Raw genomic sequence first — 25,135 nt, 5'->3', positions numbered from 1 at the left:
CTCCTCCCCCGTGTCACACGGCGTCGCGCACGGTCACACACGGAGGGAGGGAATACGGGTGAAAGTAGGCTGTTCCCACCCCTGCACGGCATCCACAGCACCCCGATGCCTTCGGCCTGCGAAAGGACAACCCCGCAATGCTGCGCCGCACCACCCTCGCCACGAGTGCGCTTCTCATCGGAGCCCTGCTCCTCACCTCGTGCACCGGTTCGAACACCGCACAGAACCCCACGGGCGAAGCGAATCCGGATGCCACTCTCACGGTGCGCCTGTCGCTCGAGCCGTCGAACCTCGACATCCGCCGCACCGGTGGCGCCGCCCTCGAGCAGGCACTCGTCGACAACGTCTACCAGGGACTCGTGACGCGCAACGCCGACGACGACAACGCCATCACCCCGGCGCTCGCCACGGAGTGGAGCGTGTCGGCCGATGGTCTCACCTACACCTTCACCCTGCGGCAGGGGGTGACCTTCCACGACGGCAGCGAGTTCGGCGCCGACGACGTCGTGTCCTCCCTGCAGACGGCGAAGGACGATGCGACCGTCGCCGACAGCTCCGACCTCGCCGGAGTGACCTCGATCGCCTCCCCCGACGCGTCGACCGTCGTGGTGACCCTCGCGCAGCCCAACATCGACTTCCTCTTCACCCTCACGGGCCGCGTGGGCCTCATCTTCAACAGCGGCGATACGACGAACCTCCAGACCGCCGCCAACGGCACCGGTCCGTTCACGGTCGCGAGCTGGAACACGGGCCAGAGCCTCACCCTCGCGCGCTACGACGGATACTGGGGCGAGAAGGCCGGCGTCGCCGAGGTCGTGCTCGACTACATCCCCGACAACAGCGCCGCCATCAACGCCGCCGTCAACGGCGACCTCGACGTGGCCCTCGAGATCGATCCCGAGCTGCGGGGTCAGCTCGAGGACGGCGGGAACTTCACGATCGAGTCGGGCCTGACGACCGACAAGGGCACCCTGGCGTTCAACAACCAGCGGGCTCCCCTGGCCGATCAGCGGGTGCGTGAGGCCCTGCGCCTCGCCATCGACCATGACGCCCTCGTCGAGACCCTCGGCTACGGCGACACCCTGTACGGCCCCATTCCGCCGCTCGACCCCGGCTACGAAGATCTCTCGGGCTCCCTCGCCTTCGACCCCGACCGAGCCCGCGAGCTGCTCGCCGAGGCGGGCGCGCAGAACCTGAACCTCACGCTGACCATCCCCAACGTCTACCCCGGCACGATCGCCACTTTCCTGGTGTCGTCGTTCGCCGACGTGGGCGTGACGCTGCAGGTGAAGCAGGTCGACTTCACCGCCTGGTTGCAGGACGTCTACACGAACAAGGATTACGACCTCAGCTTCGTCCGACACGTCGAAGCCCGTGACTTCGGCAACTGGGCCAACCCGTCCTACTACTTCGGCTACGACGACGCCGAGGTGCAGGGCCTGTACGCCCAGGCGCTCGCCACGACCGACGAGCAGCAGTCGTCCGACTTCCTGGCCGAGGCCGCCCGGATCGTCAGCGACGAGGATGCCGCCGACTGGCTGTTCCTGTCGACGCCGCTGACCGCGGTGGGCACGAACGTCGCCGGCTTCCCGAAGAACTCCCTCAACGTGCGCCTGCCGCTGGCCGGTGTGACGGTCTCGTCGGAGTGATCCGCTACGCGCTGACACGGCTGGGCCTGCTCGTGCTGGGCCTGGCCGTGGCCAGCGTGCTGATCTTCCTCTCGCTCCGGGTCCTCCCGGGCGACGTCGCGCAGCTCATCGCCGGCGCCGAGGCGACGCCCGCGCAGATCGCCGCCGTGCGCGCCGATCTCGGCCTCGACGTGCCGCTGTGGTCGCAGTACGGCGACTGGATCGGCGGGTTGCTGCACGGCGACCTCGGCACCTCCCTCGTCACGGGGACACCGGTCGCCGCGGAGCTGGCCGACAAGGCGCGGGTGACCGTTCCCCTCGCGGCCATGTCGCTCACGGTCGCGCTGCTGGTCGGCATCCCGTTCGGCGTGCTGTCGGCTCTCGGACGACGGCGCGCGAGCGGCACCGCGGTGAGTGTCGTCGCGCAGGCGCTGGCGGCGGTCCCGGTGGTCTGGGCGGGTCTCATGCTGGTGGTCGTGTTCTCGGTGTGGCTGGGGTGGCTGCCGCCGCAGGGCTTCCCCCGGGCGGGATGGGACGACCCCGCCGCAGCCTTCCGCGCGCTCGTGCTGCCCGCCGTGACCATCGGCGTGGTCGAGGGCGCCATGCTCCTGCGCTTCGTCCGGAGCGCCACACTCCAGGCGCTCGGACAGGACTACGTGCGGACGGCCGCCGCGAAAGGACTCACCCGTACGCGCGCGCTGCTCAGCCACGGCCTCCCCAACGTCGGACTCTCGGTCATCACCGTGCTGGGTCTGCAGATCGCGGGCGTCATCGTGGGAGCGGTGATCATCGAGCAGCTGTTCACCCTTCCGGGGATCGGCCGCATGCTCGTCGGCGACGTGGCCTCACGCGACCTGCCGAAGGTGCAGGGCGAGCTCCTCGCATTGACCGGCTTCGTGCTCTTCGTGGGATTCCTGGTCGACCTGGTCCACCGTCTCGTCGACCCCCGACAGCGGGAGGCCGCATGACCACGCTGCGACGTCTCTGGGGGCTCGGAACCGGCCGGTTCGGCATCCTCATCGTCCTCCTCGTTCTCATCACGGCGCTCGTGTCGGTCGTGTGGACGCCGTTCGATCCGGCGGCCGTCGATGCGCGGGAGCGCTGGAGCGATCCGTCGTGGCCGCACGTGCTGGGCACCGACAACAGCGGTCGCGACATCGCCAGTCTGCTGATGGCTGGCGCGCGCACGACGGTGATCGTCGCCGTCGGGGCCGGCGTGGTGGCCTCGGTGCTCGGCATCGCCCTCGCGGCGCTGGGCTCGCTCACCACACGGTGGGTCCGCGAGAGCGTCGCGGTGCTCGTCGACATCCTGATCGCCTTCCCGGTGCTCATCATCGCGATGATGATCTCCGCCGTGTGGGGCGGCTCTCTCGCCGTCGTCATCTGGGCGGTGGGCATCGGCTTCGGGGTGAACGTCGCCCGGGTGACGCGGCCGGAGCTGCGCCGTGTTTTGCACAGCGACTACGTACTCGCCGGGCGCGCGAGCGGCCTGACGACGTGGCAGAACCTCACCCGACACCTCTTGCCCAACGTCGCTCCGGTGTTCATCGTGCAGCTGTCGTGGGGCATGGCGGTGGCGGTGCTCGCCGAGGCGGGACTGTCGTACCTCGGCTTCGGCGCCCCGGTCACGCAGCCCTCGTGGGGCGTGCTGCTGAGCGATCTGCAGGCCTACATCGCCGTGCACCCGCTGACGGTCGTGTGGCCGGGACTGGCCATCACCCTCACCGTGCTGGGGCTCAACCTGCTCGGCGACGCCCTGCGGGAGGCCGCCGATCCCACGCTCTCCGAACGCGCACCCTCCGCCCGCCTGCACGTGCCGGGGGTGGTCGCGTGAGCCTCGAGGTGACCGACCTGCGCATCGAGATCGGCCGACGCCCGGTCGTTGACGGCGTCTCGTTCGCGGTTCCCGATGGAGCGCGAGTGGGCATCATCGGCGAGTCCGGCTCGGGCAAGTCGCTCACGGCCCTCGCGATCCTCGGGCTCCTGCCCGACGGGGCGCGGGCGAGCGGCAGCGTCCGCTGGAACGGGCGCGAGATCCTGGGACTGCCCGACCGCGAGCTCGCACGCCTCCGCGGCGACGACATCGGCATGGTCTTCCAGGAGCCCCGCACCGCCTTGAACCCCATCCGCACGGTCGGCCGTCAGATCGGCGAGTCGGTGCGCATCCACGAGCGCGTCTCGCGCCGCGAGGCGCTGCGTAGGGCCGTCACCGAGGCGGAACGCGTCGCCCTGCCCGACCCCGAGCGCATCGTCTCGCGGTACCCGCACCAATTGTCCGGGGGCCAGCGTCAGCGCGTCGCGATCGCCATGGCGCTCGCCTGCCGCCCGCGCCTGCTCATCGCCGACGAGCCGACCACCGCGCTGGACGTGACGATCCAAGCGGGTGTCCTCGCGCTGCTGCGCACCCTCGTCCAGGATGCCGGCATGTCGCTGGTCTTCATCACCCACGACCTCGCGGTGCTCGCGCAGGTCGCCACCCACGCCGTCGTCCTCGAGCACGGGAGGGTCGTCGAGCAGGGCGGTGTCGCCGACCTGCTGCGGGCGCCGTCGTCGCCGGTCACGCGTGCCCTGCTCCGCGACGCGACGGCCACCCTGTGGCATCCGGAGCGTCCGCAGGCATCGGTCTCGGATGCCGGGGCGAGAGCGGTCGCCGACGAATCCGCATTCCCCGCGGCGAGCGGCGGGGTGGTCGACGATCCCCCGGACGGGATGACGGACTCCCCACCCCCGGCTGAGGCGCCCGGCGCCTCGGAGACGGAGCGGACGCCATGACCGAGACGATCATGCGGGCGCGAGGACTCTCGCGCGACTACCCGACCCCCCGCACCCGCGGATTCGGACGCGCCGAACGCACCCCGGTTCTCGTCGACGTCGACATCTCGGTGCTCGCGGGCTCCGCGGTCGGCATCATCGGCGAGTCGGGCTCGGGCAAGTCGACGCTGGTGCGCCTCCTGCTCGGACTCGATGTCGCGACGTCGGGGACCGTCGAAGTCGACGGACGCGCGGTGGATGCGCGGCGGTCGGCGCGTTCGCTGCACTGGCTCCGTCGCACGACCGGGGTCGTCTTCCAGGATCCCTACGCCTCTCTCGACCCCCGCATGAGCGTCGGACGCATCGTGGGCGAGCCCCTGTGGGCGCTCGGCATCGAGGGCGATCGCCGCGCGCGCGTGCGGGAGGTCCTGGAGCAGGTCGGACTCGAGCCCGACATGGCGGAGCGCTTCCCCCACGAGTTCTCGGGCGGACAGCGACAGCGCATCGCGCTCGCGCGCGCCATCGTGCACCGGCCGCGCATCCTCGTCGGCGACGAACCGCTGTCGGCGCTCGACGTGACGGTGCGGGCGCAGATCCTCCGCCTGGTGGCGCGACTGCGCGTCGAGGAGCAGCTGACCCTGGTGCTGGTGTCGCACGACATCGGCGTCGTCCAGAACGTCTGCGATCAGGTGGTCGTGATGAAGGACGGCCGCATCGTCGAGCAGGGTCCGACCGAGAAGGTCCTGCTGCAGCCGCAGGCCGCCTACACGCGCCGGCTGCTGGCATCCATCCCGACGCTGCCGCGCTGACGCGGGTCCTCTTGGCGGGAATCCGGCGGTGCGGGGCGTTCGACCCGGGGATCCGGCGGCGCGGGCCTCTTCGCCAGGGATCCGCCGGCGAGCGGATCGTCGCGGTACCCGTGGACCGTCGCGGTACCCGTGGGTCGTCGCGTCGAGCACGGCTCCTCCCCCACGCGCGCGGATGGGAATCCGCCCCCAGGTCGAGGGCAAGGGATGCCGCGATGTCGGAGGTGCGCGCTAGCCTCGGGCGCATGATCGCCGGCATCGTTCCCCCCTTCCTGCTCGACCGTCTCGCCCAGACCGACGACCCCCGTCTCGCACGGGCCGCCGCCGCCGCCCGCAAGACGCTGGCCGTGCCGCGTCCTCCGCGGCCCGCCCGCACCCGACTGCGTTTGTCGATCGACGGCGACGCCCTCGTCGCCGAGACCGCACCCGCCCCCGATCGCATCATCTCCGATGCCGGCAACACCGAGAACCTGCCGGGGCGCCGGGTGCGCAGCGAAGACGAGGCCCCCAGCGGCGACGCCGCCGTCGACGAGGCATACGACGGTCTGGGATCGACCTACGACTTCTTCTGGGACGCCTTCTCGCGCGACGGGATCGACGCGGCCGGCGGCTCGCTGCTGGCCACGGTGCACTTCGGCGACGATTACGACAACGCGTTCTGGAACGGCGAGCGCATGGTCTTCGGCGACGGCGACGGCGAGGTGTTCGTCGGGTTCACGCGCTCCCTCAGCGTCATCGCGCACGAGCTCGGCCACGGCGTGACCGAGGCCGCCGGCGGCTTGGAATACCAGGGGCAGTCCGGTGCTCTCAACGAGTCGCTCTCCGACGTCTTCGGGGCCCTCGCCGAGCAGCACCACCTCGGCCAGCAGGCAGACGAGGCGACCTGGCTCATCGGGGCGGGTATCTTCGCGCCCGACGTCCAGGGCGAGGCACTGCGATCGATGAAGGCGCCCGGCACGGCCTACGACGACGACGTGCTCGGCAAAGACCCGCAGCCGGGGCACATGCGCGACTACGTCGAGACCGACGACGACAACGGCGGCGTGCACATCAACTCGGGCATCCCCAACCGGGCGTTCTACCTCGTGGCCACCGCCCTGGGCGGCAACGCCTGGGAACGCGCGGGCCTGATCTGGTACCGCACCCTCACCGCGGGCACCCTCTCTCCCACGGCCGACTTCACCTCCTTCGCGGCCGCCACCCTCGCGGCGGCCGCTGCGGAGTACGGTGAGGAGTCTGAGGAGGTCGCCGCCGTCCGTGCCGCATGGGCCGGAGTCGGCGTCGTGGAGGATGCCGCAGCCTGAAGCCGCCAGCTACGAGCGTCTGGCGATCGTCGTCGTGCGATCGGGTGGCATCGCCGGGCTCTCGAAGCAGTGGCGGGCCGAGGCCGATGCCGACCACGCGGCGCGCTGGAGGGAGCTCGTCGAGAGCTGCCCCTGGGATGCCACTCCCGCGCCGACGGCCGGGGCAGATCGCTACCAGTGGCGCATCGAGGTGCATCACGGCGGTGCGCCCGTGCACCAGGCGCGCCTGGGCGACGCACAGGTCGAGGGTGCGTGGCGCACGCTCGTCGACGAGGTACGTCAGGCGGCGCGTCCGCAGCCGCGCGGTCACTGAGACGCCGTCGAAGCAGCGAGCGCCGCCGAGGCACCGAGCGCACCGCCGAGGCACCGAGCGCACCGCCGAGGCACCGAGCGCACCGGCGAGGCAGCGAGCGGCATCCTGACGACGATCGGGCCGCCCTCGGCGACGACGGTGGCGTCAGCCGAAGAGCTTTCGCCGCTTCTTCTTCGACGGGATGCTCTTCTGCAGGTAGACCACGCCGAGCCAGCGGCCGAACTTGAAGCCCACGCGGCCCATCCGGCCGACCTCGGTGAACCCGAGCTTCTCGTGGAGCGCGATCGAGGCGTCGGCCCCCTTGTCGCTGATCGCGGCGACCATCTCGCGGATGCCGAGCTCCTGGCAGGCGGCGATGAGCGCCTCGAGCAGAGCTCGTCCGAGACCCTTGCCCGCCGCCGCCTGACCGAGGTAGATCGAGTTCTCGACCGTGTACCGGTAGGCGGACTTCGACTGCCACGGCTGCACGAGCGCGTAACCGAGGATCTGGCCGCTGGGCGACTCCGCCACGAGGAAGGGCAGCTTCAGCCTCTGCAGGGTGGCGAACTTGTCGCGCCATTTGGCGATGGTCCACGCCTTCTCGTCGAAGGTGACGACGGAGTTGCGCACGTAGTAGTTGTAGATCTCCCGGATGTCGGGGATGTCGGCCTCGGTGGCCGGACGGATCTCGAACGAGAACGGGCGCTCGGGCTCGGGAGCACGGCGCAGATGCGCAGGTGGTCGCCGACGGCTCTTCTCGTACTCCTCTTCCAGCACGTCGTAACTCTACGGGCGGCGCCGTTTCGCGCGCGTGTCACCGAGCCCCGACGTCGGGCCGGATGACGACGCCGTCAGGCCGGGAGGCGCCAGTCCACGGCGTCCGCGCCTTGCTCCGCCAGCAGGGAATTGACCTGCGAGAACGGCTTCGAGCCGAAGAAGCCCCGGCTGGCCGACAGCGGCGAAGGGTGCGGCGACGAGACGATGGCGGTGTTCGCGAGCAGGGGGGTGAGGTTGATGGCATCCCGTCCCCAGAGCACTGCGACCAGCGGCGCATCCCGTTCGACGAGACAGCGGATGGCATGCTCGGTGACGCGTTCCCACCCCCAGCCGCGATGGGATGCCGGCGACCCCGGTGCCACCGTCAGGACCCGGTTCAACAGCATGACGCCCTGCGCCGCCCACGCCGAGAGATCTCCGTGCGGGACGGGGGCGATACCGAGGTCGTCGGAGAGCTCGCGGTAGATGTTCGCGAGGCTGCGCGGCACGGGCCGCACGTGCGGATCGACCGCGAACGACAGCCCGATCGGGTGACCCGGCGTCGGGTAGGGATCCTGTCCGACGATGAGCACCCGGACGGCGTCCAGCGGTGTGCGGAAGGCGCGCAGCACGAGCTCGCCGGCCGGAAGATACGGCTCGCCCTCCTGTCGCAGACGTTCGCCGAGCGCGGCGATGTCGTCGGCGACGGGGGCGAGGGGCTCCACCCACGTGGAGTCGATCAGCCCGGCATGGGCGAGTTCGGCGAGGGACTTCGCGGTCACGCCGCGTCTTCTTCGTGCACCGACCCGAGGTGCGACCAGGGGAACTCGATCCAGAGGGTCGTGTCCTTCCAGGAGTAGTCCGGCGTCACGACCGTCGTCGGCTTCGTGTAGATCACGGCGGACCGCGCCTCGGCGCCGTGCCGGTCGAGCAGTTTGACGGCGAGATCGAGCGTGCGACCACTGTCGGCGACGTCGTCGACGAGCAGCACGCGGCGACCCTCGAGGTACGACAGGTCCAGCGCCGGGGGCAGCACCTCGGGTGCGTCCAGCACGGTGCCGACGCCCGTGTAGAACTCGACGTTGAGCGCTCCGCAGTTCTTCACGCCGAGTCCGTAGGCGATCGCCCCTCCCGGAAGAAGCCCGCCCCGCGCGATGGCGACGACCACCTCGGGACGGAACCCGTCGGCGACGATCGCGCGCGAGATGTCGCGCGTCGCGACCCCGAAATCGTCCCAGCTCAACCGTTCGCGCTCGTCCGTCACACCGGATCCTCTCCTCGACTGCTCTCACCCTAGGCGTTCGTTCGAGAACGCCGCGCCGGGCGCGGTGGCGGCACCGGTCAGCGCGGGGCGTAGGGGGGCGCGGTGGCAGCACCGGTCGGCGCGGGGCGTAGGGGGGCGCGGTGGCGGCACCGGTCGGCGCGCGGCGTCGCCGGGCGCGGGCAGCAGGGGTCACGGGTACGCCTGCGCGCGGGTACCCCGGTCGCCGTGCTCACCCGCGCGGCGCGGTGCGCGCAGTGCCGCGCGCGGGCGGTGCCGGTGGGGAGCGCCCAGATCAGCGCGTGGTCAGCGGCCCGCGCGCCAGCAGGTGCTGAGCCGACTGCGCCACGGGGCGCATCGTCACGAGGTCGAGGTTGACGTGGCCGGGGGCGTCGAGTGCGTAGGCGATGACGTCGGCGACGTCGGCGGCCACGAGAGGCGCCTCGACGCCCTCGTACAGCTTGTCGGCGGCGGCGGCGTCGCCACCGAGGCGGTTGAGGCTGAACTCCTCGGTGCGCACCATGCCCGGAGCGATCTCGATCACACGCAACGGCTCGCCGTTCAGCTCCTGACGCAGCGCGTGCACCAGCATCGCCTCACCGGCCTTCGCCGCGTTGTATCCGCCTCCGCCCGGGTAGGCCGTCTGCGCGGCCGTCGAGGTGACGAAGAGCAGGTCGGCGTGACCCGAGGCGTCAGCGGCGCGGCGGATCGCGGGAAGAAGGGATGCCACCAGTCGCTGCGCCGAGAGCACGTTCGCCTCGAACATCCAGCGCCAGTCCTCCGGGTCGCCGGCCTCGATGCGATCGCTGCCGCGAGCACCTCCGGCCACGTGCACGAGCGCGTCGACGCCGCCGGTCTCGTCGAGCCACGCGGCCAGCGCCGCGACGGCCGCGCCGTCGGTCAGGTCGGCGGCGTGGGCAACCACGCCCGTCTCGGCCTCGAGTGCCGCCAGGCGATCGGCCCGGCGTGCGACTCCCACCACGTCCCATCCGCGGGACCGCAACACCCGCGCGGCCGCCTCTCCGATACCCGAACTGGCCCCGGTCACCACTGCGCGTCGCGTCATGGCATCCACGCTACTGCGCCCCTCCGACACCGGATGCCGCGTGCCTCGGGTGGACTCCGCTCCCCCAGCCGGGGTTCGGGGATGCGGGAGCCGCGAGCCGCGGAGCGGCGCCGAGCGATCCGGCGGAGCAGGCGCGGGCGGTCACCCGGAAGCGGTGTTACGGCCCGTGTCCCGGGCGCTTGTCGGCGTCGGAGGGGGTGTCTACGCTCGCAGCAGGCCACGGCGTCCGCCTCGGCCCACCCGACCGGAGGAGCAGCCATGTCGGCACCCGAGAACTGGCGTTTCGAGACCAAGCAGATCCACACGGGCGCGCAGCCCGACCCGGTGACGAAGGCTCGCGCCACCCCGATCTACCAGACCACCTCGTACGTGTTCGACAACGCCGACCACGCGGCGAACCTCTTCGCGCTCGCCGAGTTCGGCAACATCTACACGCGCATCCAGAACCCCACGCAAGACGTCGTCGAGCAGCGCGTCGCCGGCCTAGAGGGCGGCACCGGTGCCCTCCTCGTCGCCAGCGGACAGGCGGCCGAGACGTTCGCCGTGCTGAACATCGCCCAGGCGGGCGACCACATCGTGTCGTCGAGCTCGATCTACGGCGGCACCTACAACCTCTTCAAGTACACCCTCGCCAAGCTCGGCATCGAGACGACCTTCGTCGAGAACCAGGACGACCCGGCCGAATGGCGCGCCGCCGTGCGACCGAACACCAAGCTGTTCTTCGCCGAGACCATCGGCAATCCCAAGATCAACGTGCTCGACATCCGCTCCGTCGCCGATGTCGCACACGAGGCGGGCGTGCCGCTCATCGTCGACAACACGATCGCCACGCCCTACCTCATCCGTCCGTTCGAGCACGGCGCCGACATCATCGTGCACTCCGCGACCAAGTTCCTCGGCGGGCACGGCACCACGATCGGCGGCGTCATCGTCGACGGCGGTCGCTTCCCGTGGTCCGAGCACTCCGACCGCTTCCCCGGTCTCACCACGCCCGACCCCTCCTACCACGGCGCGGTCTACACGCAGGCGGTGGGCGACGGACTCGCCTACATCATCAAGGCCCGCGTGCAGCTCCTGCGCGACCTCGGTGCCTCGATCGCTCCGCAGAGCGCATGGCAGCTCATCCAGGGCATCGAGACCCTGTCGCTGCGCATCGAGCGCCACGTGCAGAACGCGCAGGAGATCGCGGAGTGGCTCGAGTCGCACCCCGACGTCGCGACCGTGAACTACTCGGGCCTGCCGACCTCGCCCTGGTACGCCGCGGCCAACAACTACGCCCCGAAGGGCGTCGGCGCCGTGCTGTCGTTCGAGCTCAAGGGCGGCGTGCAGGCGGGGCGCGAGTTCGTCAACTCCCTCAGCCTGTTCAGCCATCTCGCCAACATCGGCGACGTGCGCTCGCTCGTCATTCACCCGGCATCCACGACGCACTCCCAGCTCACGCCCGAGCAGCAGCTCACGGCCGGCGTGACCCCGGGCCTCGTGCGTCTGTCGGTGGGCCTCGAGAACATCGAAGACCTCAAGGCCGACCTCGACCAGGCCCTCGCCGCGGCGCGTCGCCTGTCCGAGGCGTCCCGCGTCTGACCCCCGCGTCACCGAACGCCCCGACCCGGTCACCCGGTTCGGGGCGTTCGTCGTTCCACGGCGGCGACCGGGTGGGTTCCCTGCGCGGCGCCCTGCAGCGACGCGGTGACGGACGGAGGGCGAGGGATGCCGGGAGGCCCCACGGCGCAGGATCCTCCTCCCTCCACCCCTGGCCCTCCGCCGATCACGCGTGGAGACCCTGCACAACGGGCCATACCGGCCCGCCGCACCGCCCTCGCCGCGGGGAGCGCTCCCGCCCGCAGGGGAGGCGCCGATCAGACCTTCTGGCGCGGCCGGAGGCTCCCGAGCCCGCCGTCGACGCCGATGATCTGGCCGGTCATCCACGCGTTCTCCGGCGAGAGCAGGAACTCCACGGCCCGCGCGACGTCGTCGGGCTCACCGAGCCGCCCGAGCGGATGCATCGCCTCCGAGACCTTGCGCGACATGTCGGTCGATGTGAGCTTCTCGGTCAGGCGCGTCTGCACCAGGCCCGGGGCCACCGCGTTCACGCGGAGTCCGTGGGCGGCGTAGCTCGCGGCCGCCGACAGGGTGAGGCCGATCACCCCGGCTTTGGCCGCGGCGATGCCGTCGTGGTTCGGCAGGCCCGCCAGGGCCGCGGCCGACGACACCAGCACGACGGATCCGCCGTCGCGCATGTGCGCCCCCGCCGCGCGCACCGCCGCGAACGACGTGGTCAACGACGCGGCGATCAAGCCGTCGTACTGCTCACGCGAGGTGAGGTGCGCGGGTTTGAGCAGCATCGAACCCGCGAACACCGCGATGCCGTCGAGGTCGCCCGCCTCACCGACGACCTGATCGACGGCGTCGAAGTCGGTGGCATCCAGGGTGAAATCCGGCTCGATGACGGATGAGTCCCGAGCGGTCGTGAGCACGCGGTGGCCCGCGTCGCGCAGTCGTGTCGCCGTCGCCCCGCCGATGTCGCTCGAGGCCGCGATGAGAAGGAAGTTCGCCATGCCCGCGATTCTGACCAGCCGCACCCACGCCCGACGGGGGCTGGACAAGCGCGGCCCCGGATGGTCGGTGCATCCCGCGCGCACGCCGCGGCTCGCCCATCGCCGTAACAGAGCGGACCTCCCCGCCCCACCCGGAGAGAATGGATGCCATGGACTGGCAGATCTCCGAAGACACGGTGCCCTCGGCCCCGGTGACGGAGGCCGACGCCCGTTCCCTGCTCGGCCGCCCTCCGGCCACCGGGGCATGGCGTGACGGCGATCCCACGGGGGACCGCCGTTTCGCATCGTTCGGCTCCTTCCGCACGGAGAACGGCGAGTCCTTGCCGCACGTGCGCCTCGCCTACGAGACCTGGGGGGAGCTCTCCCCCGCGCGTGACAACGCGGTGCTCATCCTGCACGCCCTCACCGGCGACAGCCACGTGCGCGGGGCTGCGGGCCCCGGGCATCCCACCGCCGGGTGGTGGAGCGACCTCGTCGGCCCCGGGGCGGCGATCGACACCGACCGGTTCTTCGTCATCGCCCCCAACATGCTGGGCGGATGCCAGGGCTCGACCGGCCCCGCGAGCATCGCGCCCGACGGGTACGAGTGGGCGTCGCGTTTTCCCTACCTGACCATCCGCGACCAGGTCACCGCGCAGGCGTTGCTCGCCGACGAGCTCGGTGTCGAGCGGTGGTTCGCCGTCGTCGGCGGGTCGATGGGCGGGATGCACGCGATCGAATGGGCCGTCGGTCACCCCGACCGCGTCGCGCGCGCCGCGATCCTGTCGGCCCCGCCGATCACCACCGCCGATCAGATCGCCCTCAACTCGGTGCAGCTCGACACCATCCGGGTCGACCCGCGCTTCGCGGGCGGTGAGTACTACGACGCCGGCGACGGTGACGGACCGCACCGCGGGCTGGCGCTCGCGCGCCGCATGGCACTGCTCAACTACCGCAGCCCCACCGAACTGAACCAGCGGTTCCAGCGCTCGTGGCAGTCGGGCGTGAGCCCCCTGGGCCGGGGCGGTCGCTTCGCCGTGGAGTCGTACCTCGACTTCCACGGCAACAAGTTCACGCGCCGATTCGACGCCAACAGCTACCTCGCCCTGGTCGAGGCGATGAACTCCCACGACGTCGGCCGGGGCCGCGACGGGGTCGAAGACGCGTTGGCGCGCGTCACCGCCACGACCCTCGTGCTCGGGATCGACAGCGACCGCCTCTTCCCCATCGACGGCCAGCACCGAATCGCCCGCGGTATCCCCGACACCCTCGACGGAAACGACGCCGTCGTGCTCTCGAGCGACTTCGGACACGACGGCTTCCTCATCGAGACCGCGGCCGTCGCCACGCACCTGCGGCGCTTGCTCGCCGCCTGACGATCCCGGATGCCGGCCCCGGCATCCGAGCGACCTCCCTCCCCCGTCGCGGACGCGCCGTCGCTCCCGCCCGGCGTGCAGCGCCGTCGAGTGTCCGGGACACGCCGTGCACGGTGAAGACACGCGGCGTGTCCGGGACACTCGACTGAACCGCCGCCGCGGGCACGGCGTCGCGGCGGGCGAGCACGGAGACCCGGCGCCGGCGCGGGCAGCGCGTCGAGGCGGTCGAGCACGGAGACCCGGCGCCGCCCGGGCGCGGAGTCACGACCCGGGCGATGGCGTGCCCGCGACGCGTCAGCGCTGCGTCGGAATCGAACCGGTGATCGCGGTCTGCGCGGCCTCGGACGCCGGCATCCGGTGTGCGGGATGACGACCGCTGCGGTCCTCGACGCGATACGACACGACGGCGACGACGAGCCCGCCCAGGGCGAGCACGGCGCCGACCCAGGCCGGCGCGACGAGCCCGAGGCCCGCGGCGATCGCGAGCCCGCCCAGGAACGCCCCGAGGCTGTTGCCGATGTTCAGCGCCGAGTGGTTCAGGGCGGCGGCGATGGACTGGTTGTCTTCGGCGACGTCCATGAGACGGGTCTGGATGGCCGGGCTGAGCGCCGACCCGCAGAACGAGACGAGGAAGGCGAACAGCACCAGGCTGACGATCCACCCGGCGGTCAGGGCGAGGCCGACGGATGCCGCCGCGAGGGCGATGAGACCGACCCGGAGCCAGAACCGGAGGTCTTTGTCGGCCAACGCACCCCCCACGATGTTGCCGATGGTCATGCCGATTCCGACCAGGACGAGGACGAGGGAGACGCTCCACTCCGGCTGCCCGGCGACGTCGGTGATCATGGGGGCGATGTAGCTGTACATGGCGAAGAATCCGCCGAAACCCACCGCCCCGATCCCCAGTGCGAACCACACCTGGCCGATGCGGAACACGCGCAGCTCGTCGCGCAATCGGCGACCGGGCGACCCGGGGTGCTTCGGCACGAACAGGGCGATGCAGATGGTCGCCAGCAGGAATATGCCGGTGACGACGGCGAACGCCGCACGCCAGCCGACCTGCTGGCCGAGCAGGGTGCCGAGCGGCACGCCGACGACGTTGGCGATGGTCAGACCGGTGAGCACGAAGGCGACGCCCTTGGCGCGGTTTCCGGGGCCGAGGGCGTCCGCCGCCACGAGGGCGCCGATGCCGAAGTACGCGCCGTGCGGGAGTCCGGCCAGGAACCGGGATGCCGCGACGAGCTCGAACGTGGGGGCGATGACCGTCAGCAGAGTGAAGAACGCCAGCGCGGCGGCCAACACGATCATCACGCGGTGGCGCGGGAAACGCGCGACGGAGCCGGCGATCGTGGGGGCGCCGACGACGACGCCGAGGGCGTAGAGCGAGATGAGCCAGCCCGCCTGGGCGATGGCGTCGTCGGGCGAGGCGGCCCACGCGCCGGGGACGAGTTCGCGCGCGATGTTGGGCAGCAGGCCCATCACCACGAACTCGGTCATGCCGATGCCGAAACTGCCGATGGCGAGAGAAAGGAGCGCCCGCATCGCCGCACCTCTCGAGGTCGTCGAAGAGGTCACCCGACGAGTGTAGGGGGCTCGGCACCGTCTGGTCGAATCGTTTCGAAGATGACGCGAGAGTGCTCCCGCACCCCTCGCCCCTCCTGCACAGAACGGTCGATCGGCGGGTTCTCCACGCGACCGCGGATGCGCCGTATTTCACCCGGTCAGGGCGTGGCAATCTCTGACATCTGACCGCACAATGAAGGGATGCCGGAGATGACGGAACCACAGGTCTGGGTACTGATCGGAACCTTCGCCGCCGCCGTGCTCGGCGGCATGACGTTCAGCACGAACCTCATCATGGGATCGCTGACCAAGGTGATCACCGCGAACACCGACCGACTCGAGGCCCGGATCGACGCGTTGCGCACAGAAACGGTGTCGGAATTCCAAGTCACGAGGTTCAGAATCGACAGCGTAGAGACCGGACTCACCGCCAAGATCGACAGCGTCGAAGCGCGTCTGACCTCGCAGATCGAGAGCGTCGAGAGTCGACTCCGCGGCGATATGGCCCGCATCGACTCCGACGTCACGGCCATCGCGAAGCGCGTCTGGACCGACCCACCCGCCGCATGAGATGGCGCGGCCGTGCAAGGCAGGTCCGCCCGGGAGAAACGATCGGCTCGTCTGAACGCTCCCGCCCGGGAAGAACCCGATCAGCGCGGCGCCGAGGTCGGAGGGAACCTCAGTCGGCCCGGCGCTCCAGCGCCTCCTCGAGACGCTCGACCTTGCCGTCGATCTCGCCCGTGCGCCCCGGGCGGATATCGGCCTTCAACACGAGTGACACGCGCGATCCATAGGGCAGCACGGCATCCGTCGCCGCCTTGACGACCGCGAACACCTCGTCCCACTCCCCCTCGATCTCGGTGAACATCGAGCTTGTGCGGTGCGGCAGCCCCGACGCCCGTACGGCCGCGACCGCTGCGGCGACGGCGTCGTGCACCGACCCGTCGGGGTTCTCCGCCGAGGCGGAACCGATGCCGGAGGGTGCGACCGAGAAGGCGATGAGCATGTCTCGAGACTACGGGCCGCCCGCGGGCGGCAGGTCGCCCCGGGGACGACCCGCGCCACGGCACGCGGGCTGCACGCGAGCCGACCGCCAGGCTCAGCGTGCGGACGCGGTCACCGTCCGGCGGGTACGCGTGGCGGCGCGGGCCGTCGTCCCGTGACGATCTCGCGGAGCCCCGCGGGCGGGCGCACGCGTCCGACGGGGGCTTTCACGACGCGCACGATCGCCCACACCAGCAGCACCAGGGCGAGCAGGTTGCGCACCTCGAGCACCACCACCGGGAACGGGTTCGGATGCGTCGCCATGAGGCCGTCGTACAGCAGCGGATACATCCACTGCGTGAGGCCGGCGATGACCAGCGTCATCCCGGCGAAGGCGTACCAGCGACGACGGTCGAGCATCAGGCCGAGCGCGACGGGCGCGAACAGCCACACGTAGTACTGGGGCGACCCCACCTTGTTCAAAGCGATGAAGGCGGTGACCAGCGCGAGCGACAGCGGCGGGAACAGGCTCAGGAAGGTCGCGCCGTGGCGCAGTTTCCACACCCCGACCCCCGCCACGCCGGCCATGACGAGCAGCATGATCGGGGTCATCGCCGCGATCAGCGGCTCGGCACCGGGTCCCGTCACCTGGAAGGTGAGGACGTCGCCGTCGTAGTACACCTCGCTGCCGGGCACGTAGAAGGCGGCGAGGAACATGTAGAGGCCCCCGACGGGCGCCTCCATCTGAATGCCGCGCGAGGTCTGATCGCCCACGAATCCGAAGACGAAGGGGGCACCGCCCAGAGCCACGACGGGGATGATCGTCGCGAGCGACACGGCCACCGCACCCCACACGAGCGCGAGGCGGCGACGGATGACGACGAGACCCGCCGCGAGGATGGCCGCCGGCCACACCTTCATCCACACCGCGACCGACAGGAGCACGGATGCCAGGAACGGACGACGCAGCATCCAGATGCCACCGAGGAGGGCGAGGGGCACGGTGATGCCGTCGATTCGGTAGAGGCCGACCGGACCGATCAGCAGGATCGCCGCGAGCCAGAACCAGGCCGCGACCACGCGTCCGCGCGAGCGCGCATCGCCCAGGAGCACGAGGAACGCGACGAGGTTGAACAGCGACACGGTCAGCGCCCACGCCGGGGTGTAGCTGATCGCCCACGCGAACACCCACGCGAAGGTCATCGGCAGGAACGCGAGCTGCGGGTAGATCCACTTCTCGGTGATGCCGGGCCACTGCCAGGTCTCGCTGCGCGTGCACGAGGTCACGTCGACGCCGCCGAAGAGGGCGCACCGCGACCACGGCTCGTACACCAGGTACACGTCGCCCATCGGCTCGTTGGGCTGTTGATAGCCCAGAACGGCCACGACGACGTGCACGGCGACGAACGCGATCAACAGGGGAACGACACGCCTCAGCACCGGGTAATCCTAAACGGGGCTGTCTGAGCGCCCCCACCGGCGGCCGCCCGCTCGCGCGCCACGACGGGCGAGACGCACACGAACGTTATGGGATCGAGTCCCCGAGCAGGGCGGCGACGACGCCGGGCAGCGCATCGGCGACATCGAGTGCGGTGATCGGACCGCCCCCGCCCCCGTGGACCAGGGACGCCGCCGTGCCGGCGCGACCGTGCAGCCACGCCGACGTGGCCGCACACGCGGCCAGGTCGTCGACGTCGGTTCGTCCGGCGGCGACGGCCCCGGCGGTGACCGCCCCGAGGACTCCCCCCAGCACATCGCCGGTTCCCGCGGTGGCGAGCCAGGGCGTCCCGGTCGACACCCGGCGACTCCATCCCCCCGCCGCGGCCACGATCGTCACCGCCCCCTTCAGGAGCACGACGCCGCCGAAGGCGTCGGCGGTCTCGCGCGCCGCCCGCTCCCGGGCGTCGTCGTCCGTCGTCGCGACCGCGGGCAACCCCAGTGCGTCCCGCAGACGGTCCATCTCGCGGGCGTGCGGCGTGACGATGACCGACGCCATTGCCTGCGGCACGAGGTCCAGCGACCCGGCGTCGACGACGACCGGAACGTCGCCGTCCAGGATGCCGCGGAGCGCCGCCGTCTCGGAGGCGTCGCGCTCGCCGGCATCCGTTCCCGACCCGATGACCCACGCCTGAACCCGTCCGTCCGCCGTGACCGTCTCCGGGCGGCGCTGCAGCACGAGATCCTGCGCGCGCGCCGGGCCGAGGTAGCGGACCATCCCCGTGCCCGCCCGCCACGCCGCCTCCACGCCGAGCACCGCGGCGCCCGGATACCGGGCGGACCCCGTTCGCATCCCCACGACGCCGCGGGAATACTTGTCGTCGTCGGCGGTTGGCCTCCGCAGTGTGCGGGCGGCATCCAGCCCGCTCCAGTCCTTCGCCGTCATGGCGTCACCCTAGAACGCAAAGGTCCCCCGTGAGCGCCCTCTTCACACCCCTGTCCATCCGCGGTATCGAGATGCGAAACCGACTCTGGGTGTCGCCGATGTGCCAGTACAGCGCGGTCGAGGGGATGCCGAACGACTGGCACCACGTGCACCTCGCCCAGTTCGCCGCGGGAGGGGCCGGGCTCGTGATCGCCGAGGCGAGCGCAGTCTCGCCCGAGGGTCGGATCTCGCCCGACGACGCGGGTCTGTGGAACGACGCGCAGGCCGAGGCCTGGGCGCCCATCGTCGCGGCGGTCCGCTCGCGCGGCGCCGTCGCCGGCGTGCAGCTCAGCCATGCCGGACGTAAGGCCTCCACCACCCCACCGCTCTCCGGCGAGCGCGGATCCGTCGCGCCGGACGCGGGCGGATGGACCACCGTCGGCCCGTCCGCGATCGCCTACAGCACCTTCGCCGAGCCGGTGGCCCTCGACGCCGCCGGCATCGATGACGTCGTCGACGACTTCGCCGCCGCCGCCCGCCGCGCCGTCCGGGCCGGATTCGAGGTGGTCGAGGTGCACGCCGCCCACGGCTACCTGTTGCACCAGTTCCTCTCGCCGCTGACGAACCACCGCACCGACGCCTACGGCGGATCGTTCGAGAACCGGGTCCGTCTGCTCGTGCGAGTGGTCGAAGCCGTCCGCGCGGCCGCCCCCGATGCGGCCCTGTTCGTGCGCTTCTCCGCGACCGACGCGGCCGAGGGCGGTTGGGACGTCGCCGACACCGTCGCCGCGGCCCGGCTCGCGGCCGAGGCGGGCGCCGACCTCATCGACGTCTCCAGCGGCGGACTCGTCCCCCAGCAGAAGATCGTCCCCGGCCCCGGCTACCAGGTCGACTACGCCGCAACGGTCCGCCGTGAGACCGGACTGCTCGTCAGCGCCGTCGGCATGATCGACGACCCGACGTTCGGCGAGCAGATCCTCGCCGACGACCGCGCCGACGCGATCATGTCGGCGCGCGAATGGCTTCGCGACCCTCACTACGCCCTCCGCGCGGCCGCCGTCCTGGGTGCGGACTCGCCCGCCCCCGCGCAGTACCTGCGCGCGTACTGACGTCGGTTCCCGTCGCCCTTCCCCCTGGCCGCGGGTGTCCCTCGCGGCGCGCGCACCATCCGGCATTCCTCACCGGCACGTCGGCTGACGCGTCCGCGGCCGTCCGTCGCTCGCAGAAGAACGCGATCCTCGCAGATTCCGGCATCGATTCTGCGAGCGAGGTGACGATCTCCGCTGTTCGCGAGCGACCACGTCTCGTCGTGAGCGCGGACGCACCCGCGGATCGACCCGATCCCGCGACGACGCAGAACACCGGATACCGCGGGGCCGGGGCCGCGCGGCATCCGGTGTCTCCGGCTAGACGAAGCGGCGACGCTCGGTGGCGTCCTGCACTTCGCCGACGAGCTCTTCGATGACGTCCTCGAGGAACAGCACCGCCTTGACGTCGCCGCGCTCGTCGCGCACCTGGGCGAGGTGTCGCCCCGAGCGGCGCATGAGGGCGAGCGCGTCTTCGAGATCCGTCGTCTCCAGCACCGACACCATGTGATGGATGCGCTTCTGCGGAATGGGTCGGAGCATGTCGGCATCCGATCCCTCCGCCGCGCGCAGCACGTCTTTCAGGTGCACGTAGCCCGTCGGGTTGCCCGTGTCATCGACGATGACGTAGCGCGAATAGCCGTGCTGCGCGACGGCACGCTCGATCTCGGCCGGAGTCGTCGTCTCCGGCAGCGTCACCAATGCGCCCATCGGCACCGCGATGTCGGCGGCCTTCTTCTCGGTGAACTCGACCACCGCGCGGACGGTGCCGGCGGAGTCGTCGAGCACGCCCTCGCGACGCGACTGCGTCACGATAGTGGCGACCTCGTCGAGCGTGTACGTCGAGGCGGCCTCGTCTTTCGGCTCCACCCGGAACAGGCGCAGCACGTGGTTCGCGGTCCAGTTCAGCGCGACGATGATCGGGTAGAACGCCTTCGACACCGCCACCAGGGGCGGAGCCAGCATGAGCACCGCGCGATCGGGCAACGAGAACGCGAGGTTCTTCGGCACCATCTCGCCGAACACGACGTGCAGGTACGACACGATCAGCAGCGCCACGATGAAGGATGCGACGTCGACCGCGGCCTCGGGGAGCCCGGTGAGACCGAGGGGACCGGCCAACAGGTGGTGGATGGCCGGCTCCGACACGTTCAGGATCAGCAGCGAGCAGATCGTGATGCCGAGCTGACACGTCGCCAGCATGAGCGTGGCGTGCTCCATGGCGTAGAGCGCCGTCTTGGCGGCGCGCGACCCGCGGTCGGCGTGCGGCTCGATCTGCGAGCGGCGCGCCGAGATGACGGCGAACTCCGCACCGACGAAGAAGGCGTTGGCGATGAGGAGCACCACCAGCCAGGCGATTCCGGCCCAGTCGCTCATCACTGGTCACCGCCCTTCGCCGCGCGGACGAGGTCGTCGACGTTCTGCTCCTGCGGAGTGGGGGTGAACTGCACCCGGTCGACGCGGCGGCCGTCCATGCGCTGCACGGCGAGGATGCCGTCGTCGAGGTCGACGGTGTCGCCCACGACGGGAATGCGCTCGAGGGCGGCCATGATGAACCCGCCCACGGTGTCATAGACCTCGCCCTCGGGCACGCGCACGCCGGCGCGGTCGAGCACTTCGTCGGGTCGGAGGTCTCCGGGGAAGGTGAGGGATGCCGCGGAGCGCACCACGCCCGCGCGCGAGCGGTCGTGCTCGTCGAGCACCTCGCCGACGATCTCCTCGACGAGGTCTTCGAGGGTGACGACACCCGCGGTACCGCCGTACTCGTCGACGACGATCGCCATCTGGTAGCCCCGCGAGCGCAGTTCTGAGACGAGGGTGTCGAGGTGGACGGTCTCGGGAACACGCAGAGGTTCGGTCGACAGCGCCGCGACCGGCACCTCACCCCGCTTCTCGCGGGGCACGCCGATGGCCGCCTTGAGGTGGACGACGCCGACGATGTCGTCCATCGACTCGTCGTAGACGGGGAAGCGGCTGTGGCCGGTGCGTCGGGCGAGCTGCACGACGTCGTCGGCGGGATCGCCCGCGGCGAGCGCGTGCACGCTCGGGCGGGGGGTCATGACGTCGGCCGCGCTGAGGCGCGCGAAGGTCAAGCTGCGATCGAGGAGCGACGCGGTGTCCTTCTCGAGCATCCCGGCGTTGGCCGAGCGACGGACGAGGCTCGACAGCTCCTCGGCCGAGCGCGCACCCGACAGCTCCTCCTTGGGCTCGACCCCCATGGCACGAAGCACTCCGTTGGCGCTGCCGTTGAGCACCACGATCGCGGGCTTGAACACGGCGGTGAAGGCCACCTGGAACGGAATGACGAGCTTGGCGGTCTGTCGCGGAATCGCGAGCGCGAAGTTCTTCGGCACGAGTTCGCCGAGGATCATCGACAGCACCGTGGCGAAGGCGACGCCGATGACCGCGGCGAGCGAGACGATCAGCGCCTCGGGTAGTCCCCATGTCTGGAAGACGGGACGCAGCAGGTTCGAGATCGCCGGTTCCATGGTGTACCCGGTGAGCAGCGTGGTCAGCGTGATGCCCAGTTGCGCGCTCGACAGGTGGGTCGAGGTGATGCGCAGCGCGTCGATGGTCAGCGAGAGACGCGATTCGCCCGCGTCGCGGCGTGCTTCGAGGTCGGCGCGGTCGAGGTTGACCAGGGCGAACTCACTCGCGACGAAGAGTCCGGTGCCCACCGTGAGCAGAAGCCCCACGCCCAGCATGACGAATTCCATCAGTCGTCACCCCCGCTCGATCGCTCGGCGGAAGAGGGGTTGCGGGGCCAGGGTCTACAACTGGGAGGGTCGTCCATCGTGCCGATGATTCTATGGCAGCCAGGCGTGAGCGGCACTCGTATCCCCCGCATCCGGCGACCTGTGGAGGATGGGGGTATGGATGCGAGATCTCCCGCGCAGGCACGCGCCATGTCGGCCGAATCGGACGTGGTCCGCCGCTATGTCCATCGCTACGGACCGGTCGCGTGGGCGCACGCCGCGACGGCGGAGGTGACGGGCTCCCGCACCTGGCACTACTGGTGGCACGCGCACCTGCTCCACGTCCTGCGCGACGCGGAGCAGCACCGCCCCGATCCCCGCCGGGGGCGGCTCCTCCGGGCCCTCCACCGCGGCATCGCGCTTCGGACGCTCGGGCGCTGGACCACGCCGTTCTACGACGACGTCGCCTGGATGACCCTCGCCCTGCAGAGGTACGACATCCACGATCGACGCATCGACCGGCTCGTCCGGCGTCTCGACGACGCGGTCGACCCCGCGGTCGGGGCACTGCCCTGGGCGGTCGGCAGCGCGCTCTACAACGCCCCCGCCAACGGACCCGCGGCGATCGCACTGGCATGGTCCGAGCGCCGGGGGTCGGCGGTCGACCTCGACGCGTGGGTCGCGGCCAGACTCGACGACCCGAGTACGGGATTGGTGCGCGACGGTGTCGAGCAGGGTGCGGTGCGCTCCGAACTGTGGACCTACAACCAGGGTGTCGCGATCGGTTCCGCGCTGGCCCTGGCCGAAGGGGCCCCCGACGCCGACGCCCGCGACGCGCACGAGGCGCGAGCAGCATCCCTCATTCGCGCCGTCGCGCGCTGGTGCGCGGCGGACGGAGGTCTCTTCCCCTCCGCGGGCGGCGGCGACGGCGGGCTGTTCGCCGGCATCCTCGCCCGCTATCTGGCGGATGCGGCGGTGTGGTTCTCCGCGGACGGGGCGAACGACGAGCACCGCGCCGTGTCCCACGCCGCGCGCCACCTCGTCCGCCGCAACGCCGACGCCCTGTGGGACGGTCGACGCGCGGGGCTGTTCGCCGCGGATCCCCGACGCGCCGCTCGCGCGACCGGGGAGGACCTCGACCTCTCGGTGCAACTGGGGGCGTGGATCACCCTCGAGGCCGATGTCACCGTTTCCGGCCCCGTCACCAGCTGACGGGGAGCGCCTTCCCCTCCTCGTAGCCGGCCGCGGACTGCAGGCCGACCCGGGCGCGCTCGTGGAACTGCGCGACCGTCGACGCTCCGGCGTACGTGAACGAGGAGCGCACTCCCGACGTGATCATGTCGAGGAGGTCTTCCAGGCCCGGGCGCTGCGGATCGAGGTAGATGCGCGACGACGAGATCCCCTCGGCGAACAGTTCCTTGCGGGCGCGCTCGAAGGGATCGAGGCGTCCGAATCGGCCCTGCACCGCCTTGGTGGATGCCATGCCCCACGACTCCTTGTAGAGCAGGCCCGCCTCGTCTGTCCGGAGCCGGCCGGGAGACTCGATGGTGCCGGCGAACCACGACCCGATCATGACGGATGCCGCGCCCGCCGCGAGCGCCAGGGCGACGTCGCGGGGGTAGCGCACCCCTCCGTCGGCCCAGACGTGCGCCCCGGCACCGCGCGCCGCCTCGGCGGTCTCGAGCACCGCGGAGAACTGCGGGCGCCCCACCGCGGTCATCATGCGCGTCGTGCACATGGCACCCGGCCCCACGCCGACCTTGAGGATCGTCGCGCCCGCCTCGGTGAGGTCGCGCACCCCCTCGGCGGTCACGACGTTGCCGGCGGCGATCGGGATGCCGAGGTCGAGGGCGGCCACCTCGCGGAGGGCGCGGAGCATCTGCGCCTGGTGCCCGTGGGCTGTGTCGACGACGAGGACGTCGACGCCGGCGTCCGCGAGCGCGCGCGCCTTGCCGGCGACGTCGCCGTTGATGCCGACGGCCGCGGCGACGATGAGCCGTCCGTCGGCATCGACGCCCGGACGATAGACGGAGTCCCTGAGGGCGCTGCGCAGCGAGAGGGTCCCCACCACGCGGTCTCCGTCGACGACCGCGACGACGTCGGTGCCGGACTCTTCGATGAGGGCGAACACCGTCCGCGGGTCGCCCACGCGGTGCGCCTCGATCACGGGGCTCTCGCCGCGCGTGATGTCGCCGAGCGTGGCATCCAGGAGCGCTGTCGCCAGGCGGGGGGCGGGCACGATACCGCGGAAGTCCGCGAGGTCGACGACGCCGCCCTCACGGGTCTCGGCGACGACGATGCCGTGGCCGGGTACCGGCGGCAGAAGGAGGCGTGCGTCGGCGACCGTCGCGCCGGGAGGCAGGACGAGGGGCGCGTCCCAGGCGACCGGCCGCGACTTGACCCACTCGACCGCGGCGAGCAGATCGGGCAGGGCGAGATCCTGCGGGAGGACACCGAGCCCGCCCCGGCGCGCGAGGGCCGCGGCCAGGCGCGTTCCCGTCACCGAGTTCATGTTGGCCGAGACCAGGGGCAGGGTCGCCCCGCTTCCGTCGGCGGGGGCGAGATCCACGTCGAGGCGGCTGCGCACCTCGGAATGACGGGGGACGAGGAACACGTCCGAGTACGTCAGGTCGACATCGGGCTGGGCACCGGAGAACTCCATGGCATCCAC

Annotated in this window: 24 protein-coding genes; 12 read left to right on the top strand and 12 right to left on the bottom strand. The window is 71.3% G+C overall.

The features are described from left to right. The first annotated feature begins 137 nt into the window (after positions 1-137). The 7 genes from QRO03_RS01575 to QRO03_RS01545 all read left to right on the top strand — a co-directional run bounded on the left by QRO03_RS01575 (position 138) and on the right by QRO03_RS01545 (position 6,802). Positions 138-1,649 carry an ABC transporter substrate-binding protein gene (locus QRO03_RS01575; protein WP_285135766.1) on the top strand — a complete coding sequence of 504 codons (1,512 nt, stop codon included), beginning with the start codon at positions 138-140 and terminating at the stop codon, positions 1,647-1,649. Beyond that, positions 1,646-2,596, top strand: coding sequence for an ABC transporter permease (locus tag QRO03_RS01570; protein WP_285135765.1), 951 nt, complete (start codon positions 1,646-1,648; stop codon positions 2,594-2,596). The genes QRO03_RS01575 and QRO03_RS01570 overlap by 4 nt, the downstream gene beginning before the upstream one ends. Further along, positions 2,593-3,462 (top strand): ABC transporter permease, encoded by an 870-nt coding sequence (locus tag QRO03_RS01565; RefSeq protein WP_285135764.1) that lies wholly within the window; start codon positions 2,593-2,595, stop codon positions 3,460-3,462. Before QRO03_RS01570 ends, QRO03_RS01565 begins: the two co-directional genes overlap by 4 nt. Then, positions 3,459-4,400 carry an ATP-binding cassette domain-containing protein gene (locus QRO03_RS01560; protein ID WP_502882992.1) on the top strand — a complete coding sequence of 314 codons (942 nt, stop codon included), beginning with the start codon at positions 3,459-3,461 and terminating at the stop codon, positions 4,398-4,400. Before QRO03_RS01565 ends, QRO03_RS01560 begins: the two co-directional genes overlap by 4 nt. Continuing rightward, the gene (locus QRO03_RS01555; protein ID WP_285135763.1) at positions 4,397-5,188 is read left to right on the top strand and encodes an ABC transporter ATP-binding protein; all 792 of its coding nucleotides are present in this window, start codon (positions 4,397-4,399) and stop codon (positions 5,186-5,188) included. The genes QRO03_RS01560 and QRO03_RS01555 overlap by 4 nt, the downstream gene beginning before the upstream one ends. A gap of 242 nt (positions 5,189-5,430) precedes the next feature. Continuing rightward, the gene (locus QRO03_RS01550) at positions 5,431-6,489 is read left to right on the top strand and encodes a M4 family metallopeptidase (RefSeq protein ID WP_285135762.1); all 1,059 of its coding nucleotides are present in this window, start codon (positions 5,431-5,433) and stop codon (positions 6,487-6,489) included. Then, on the top strand, positions 6,476-6,802 hold the full coding sequence (locus QRO03_RS01545; RefSeq protein WP_285135761.1) for a protealysin inhibitor emfourin: 327 nt from the start codon (positions 6,476-6,478) through the stop codon (positions 6,800-6,802). Before QRO03_RS01550 ends, QRO03_RS01545 begins: the two co-directional genes overlap by 14 nt. 144 nt (positions 6,803-6,946) lie before the next feature. Here the strand turns inward: QRO03_RS01545 and QRO03_RS01540 are convergent, their stop codons facing one another. The 4 genes from QRO03_RS01540 to QRO03_RS01525 form a co-directional block, all read right to left on the bottom strand. Continuing rightward, positions 6,947-7,558 (bottom strand): GNAT family N-acetyltransferase, encoded by a 612-nt coding sequence (locus QRO03_RS01540; protein WP_285135760.1) that lies wholly within the window; start codon positions 7,556-7,558, stop codon positions 6,947-6,949. A gap of 74 nt (positions 7,559-7,632) precedes the next feature. Further along, positions 7,633-8,319, bottom strand: coding sequence for a uracil-DNA glycosylase (locus tag QRO03_RS01535; RefSeq protein ID WP_285135759.1), 687 nt, complete (start codon positions 8,317-8,319; stop codon positions 7,633-7,635). Further along, positions 8,316-8,801, bottom strand: coding sequence for a phosphoribosyltransferase (locus QRO03_RS01530; RefSeq protein WP_183418208.1), 486 nt, complete (start codon positions 8,799-8,801; stop codon positions 8,316-8,318). The genes QRO03_RS01535 and QRO03_RS01530 overlap by 4 nt, the downstream gene beginning before the upstream one ends. Before the next feature lie 292 nt (positions 8,802-9,093). Then, entirely contained in the window at positions 9,094-9,864 is a 771-nt protein-coding gene (locus QRO03_RS01525) for an SDR family oxidoreductase (protein ID WP_285135758.1), read from the bottom strand. A 258-nt stretch (positions 9,865-10,122) separates the two neighbouring features. On the opposite strand from QRO03_RS01525, the gene QRO03_RS01520 reads away from it, so the two are divergent. Then, a complete protein-coding gene (locus QRO03_RS01520; protein WP_285135757.1) occupies positions 10,123-11,445 on the top strand; it encodes a bifunctional o-acetylhomoserine/o-acetylserine sulfhydrylase in 1,323 nt (440 codons plus the stop codon). A gap of 275 nt (positions 11,446-11,720) precedes the next feature. Here QRO03_RS01520 and QRO03_RS01515 read toward each other — a convergent pair whose 3' ends face one another. Then, positions 11,721-12,419 (bottom strand): SDR family NAD(P)-dependent oxidoreductase, encoded by a 699-nt coding sequence (locus QRO03_RS01515; protein ID WP_243223922.1) that lies wholly within the window; start codon positions 12,417-12,419, stop codon positions 11,721-11,723. A 149-nt stretch (positions 12,420-12,568) separates the two neighbouring features. Between QRO03_RS01515 and metX the strand changes: the two genes are divergently transcribed. Beyond that, the gene (gene metX, locus QRO03_RS01510; RefSeq protein WP_285135756.1) at positions 12,569-13,774 is read left to right on the top strand and encodes a homoserine O-acetyltransferase MetX; all 1,206 of its coding nucleotides are present in this window, start codon (positions 12,569-12,571) and stop codon (positions 13,772-13,774) included. A 294-nt stretch (positions 13,775-14,068) separates the two neighbouring features. Here the strand turns inward: metX and QRO03_RS01505 are convergent, their stop codons facing one another. Continuing rightward, complete coding sequence (locus QRO03_RS01505) at positions 14,069-15,316, bottom strand: MFS transporter (protein WP_350224112.1); 1,248 nt, start codon at positions 15,314-15,316, stop codon at positions 14,069-14,071. Between the two features lie 231 nt (positions 15,317-15,547). On the opposite strand from QRO03_RS01505, the gene QRO03_RS01500 reads away from it, so the two are divergent. Further along, the gene (locus QRO03_RS01500) at positions 15,548-15,907 is read left to right on the top strand and encodes a hypothetical protein (RefSeq protein WP_285135754.1); all 360 of its coding nucleotides are present in this window, start codon (positions 15,548-15,550) and stop codon (positions 15,905-15,907) included. A gap of 109 nt (positions 15,908-16,016) precedes the next feature. Here the strand turns inward: QRO03_RS01500 and QRO03_RS01495 are convergent, their stop codons facing one another. The 3 genes from QRO03_RS01495 to QRO03_RS01485 form a co-directional block, all read right to left on the bottom strand. After that, positions 16,017-16,343, bottom strand: coding sequence for a thiamine-binding protein (locus tag QRO03_RS01495; RefSeq protein ID WP_285135753.1), 327 nt, complete (start codon positions 16,341-16,343; stop codon positions 16,017-16,019). 110 nt (positions 16,344-16,453) lie between these two features. Then, positions 16,454-17,761 (bottom strand): glycosyltransferase family 87 protein, encoded by a 1,308-nt coding sequence (locus QRO03_RS01490; protein ID WP_285135752.1) that lies wholly within the window; start codon positions 17,759-17,761, stop codon positions 16,454-16,456. An 85-nt stretch (positions 17,762-17,846) separates the two neighbouring features. Then, positions 17,847-18,704, bottom strand: coding sequence for an ADP-dependent NAD(P)H-hydrate dehydratase (locus QRO03_RS01485; protein WP_285135751.1), 858 nt, complete (start codon positions 18,702-18,704; stop codon positions 17,847-17,849). Between the two features lie 29 nt (positions 18,705-18,733). Between QRO03_RS01485 and QRO03_RS01480 the strand changes: the two genes are divergently transcribed. Further along, positions 18,734-19,792 (top strand): NADH:flavin oxidoreductase/NADH oxidase, encoded by a 1,059-nt coding sequence (locus QRO03_RS01480; RefSeq protein WP_285135750.1) that lies wholly within the window; start codon positions 18,734-18,736, stop codon positions 19,790-19,792. A 297-nt stretch (positions 19,793-20,089) separates the two neighbouring features. On the opposite strand, the gene QRO03_RS01475 is transcribed toward QRO03_RS01480, so the two are convergent. After that, a complete protein-coding gene (locus QRO03_RS01475; RefSeq protein WP_285135749.1) occupies positions 20,090-21,145 on the bottom strand; it encodes a hemolysin family protein in 1,056 nt (351 codons plus the stop codon). Beyond that, complete coding sequence (locus QRO03_RS01470) at positions 21,145-22,485, bottom strand: hemolysin family protein (RefSeq protein WP_285135748.1); 1,341 nt, start codon at positions 22,483-22,485, stop codon at positions 21,145-21,147. Before QRO03_RS01470 ends, QRO03_RS01475 begins: the two co-directional genes overlap by 1 nt. A 156-nt stretch (positions 22,486-22,641) precedes the next feature. Here QRO03_RS01470 and QRO03_RS01465 point away from each other — a divergent pair, with 156 nt between their 5' ends. Continuing rightward, positions 22,642-23,676 carry a glycoside hydrolase family 76 protein gene (locus tag QRO03_RS01465; RefSeq protein WP_285135747.1) on the top strand — a complete coding sequence of 345 codons (1,035 nt, stop codon included), beginning with the start codon at positions 22,642-22,644 and terminating at the stop codon, positions 23,674-23,676. Here the strand turns inward: QRO03_RS01465 and guaB1 are convergent. Next, complete coding sequence (gene guaB1, locus QRO03_RS01460; protein ID WP_285135746.1) at positions 23,666-25,126, bottom strand: GMP reductase; 1,461 nt, start codon at positions 25,124-25,126, stop codon at positions 23,666-23,668. The genes QRO03_RS01465 and guaB1 overlap by 11 nt on opposite strands. Between the last annotated feature and the right edge of the window lie 9 nt (positions 25,127-25,135).

Source organism: Microbacterium sp. lyk4-40-TSB-66 (assembly GCF_030209475.1).
In the GTDB taxonomy this organism is placed as follows: Bacteria; Actinomycetota; Actinomycetes; order Actinomycetales; family Microbacteriaceae; genus Microbacterium.
Note: the sequence above shows the minus strand (reverse complement) of the source record. Positions and strands in the feature narration are given on the sequence as shown.

What these genes read in the sequence shown, in the direction of transcription:
- QRO03_RS01575 (WP_285135766.1), top strand. Translation starts at nt 138, where the DNA reads ATGCTGCGCCGCACCACCCTCGCCACGAGTGCGCTTCTCATCGGAGCC.
- QRO03_RS01565 (WP_285135764.1), top strand. Translation starts at nt 2,593, where the DNA reads ATGACCACGCTGCGACGTCTCTGGGGGCTCGGAACCGGCCGGTTCGGC.
- QRO03_RS01555 (WP_285135763.1), top strand. Translation starts at nt 4,397, where the DNA reads ATGACCGAGACGATCATGCGGGCGCGAGGACTCTCGCGCGACTACCCG.
- QRO03_RS01550 (WP_285135762.1), top strand. Translation starts at nt 5,431, where the DNA reads ATGATCGCCGGCATCGTTCCCCCCTTCCTGCTCGACCGTCTCGCCCAG.
- QRO03_RS01545 (WP_285135761.1), top strand. Translation starts at nt 6,476, where the DNA reads ATGCCGCAGCCTGAAGCCGCCAGCTACGAGCGTCTGGCGATCGTCGTC.
- QRO03_RS01525 (WP_285135758.1), bottom strand. Translation starts at nt 9,864, where the DNA reads ATGACGCGACGCGCAGTGGTGACCGGGGCCAGTTCGGGTATCGGAGAG.
- QRO03_RS01520 (WP_285135757.1), top strand. Translation starts at nt 10,123, where the DNA reads ATGTCGGCACCCGAGAACTGGCGTTTCGAGACCAAGCAGATCCACACG.
- QRO03_RS01515 (WP_243223922.1), bottom strand. Translation starts at nt 12,419, where the DNA reads ATGGCGAACTTCCTTCTCATCGCGGCCTCGAGCGACATCGGCGGGGCG.
- metX (WP_285135756.1), top strand. Translation starts at nt 12,569, where the DNA reads ATGGACTGGCAGATCTCCGAAGACACGGTGCCCTCGGCCCCGGTGACG.
- QRO03_RS01505 (WP_350224112.1), bottom strand. Translation starts at nt 15,316, where the DNA reads ATGCGGGCGCTCCTTTCTCTCGCCATCGGCAGTTTCGGCATCGGCATG.
- QRO03_RS01500 (WP_285135754.1), top strand. Translation starts at nt 15,548, where the DNA reads ATGACGGAACCACAGGTCTGGGTACTGATCGGAACCTTCGCCGCCGCC.
- QRO03_RS01495 (WP_285135753.1), bottom strand. Translation starts at nt 16,343, where the DNA reads ATGCTCATCGCCTTCTCGGTCGCACCCTCCGGCATCGGTTCCGCCTCG.
- QRO03_RS01485 (WP_285135751.1), bottom strand. Translation starts at nt 18,704, where the DNA reads ATGACGGCGAAGGACTGGAGCGGGCTGGATGCCGCCCGCACACTGCGG.
- QRO03_RS01475 (WP_285135749.1), bottom strand. Translation starts at nt 21,145, where the DNA reads ATGAGCGACTGGGCCGGAATCGCCTGGCTGGTGGTGCTCCTCATCGCC.
- QRO03_RS01470 (WP_285135748.1), bottom strand. Translation starts at nt 22,485, where the DNA reads ATGGAATTCGTCATGCTGGGCGTGGGGCTTCTGCTCACGGTGGGCACC.
- QRO03_RS01465 (WP_285135747.1), top strand. Translation starts at nt 22,642, where the DNA reads ATGGATGCGAGATCTCCCGCGCAGGCACGCGCCATGTCGGCCGAATCG.
- guaB1 (WP_285135746.1), bottom strand. Translation starts at nt 25,126, where the DNA reads ATGGAGTTCTCCGGTGCCCAGCCCGATGTCGACCTGACGTACTCGGAC.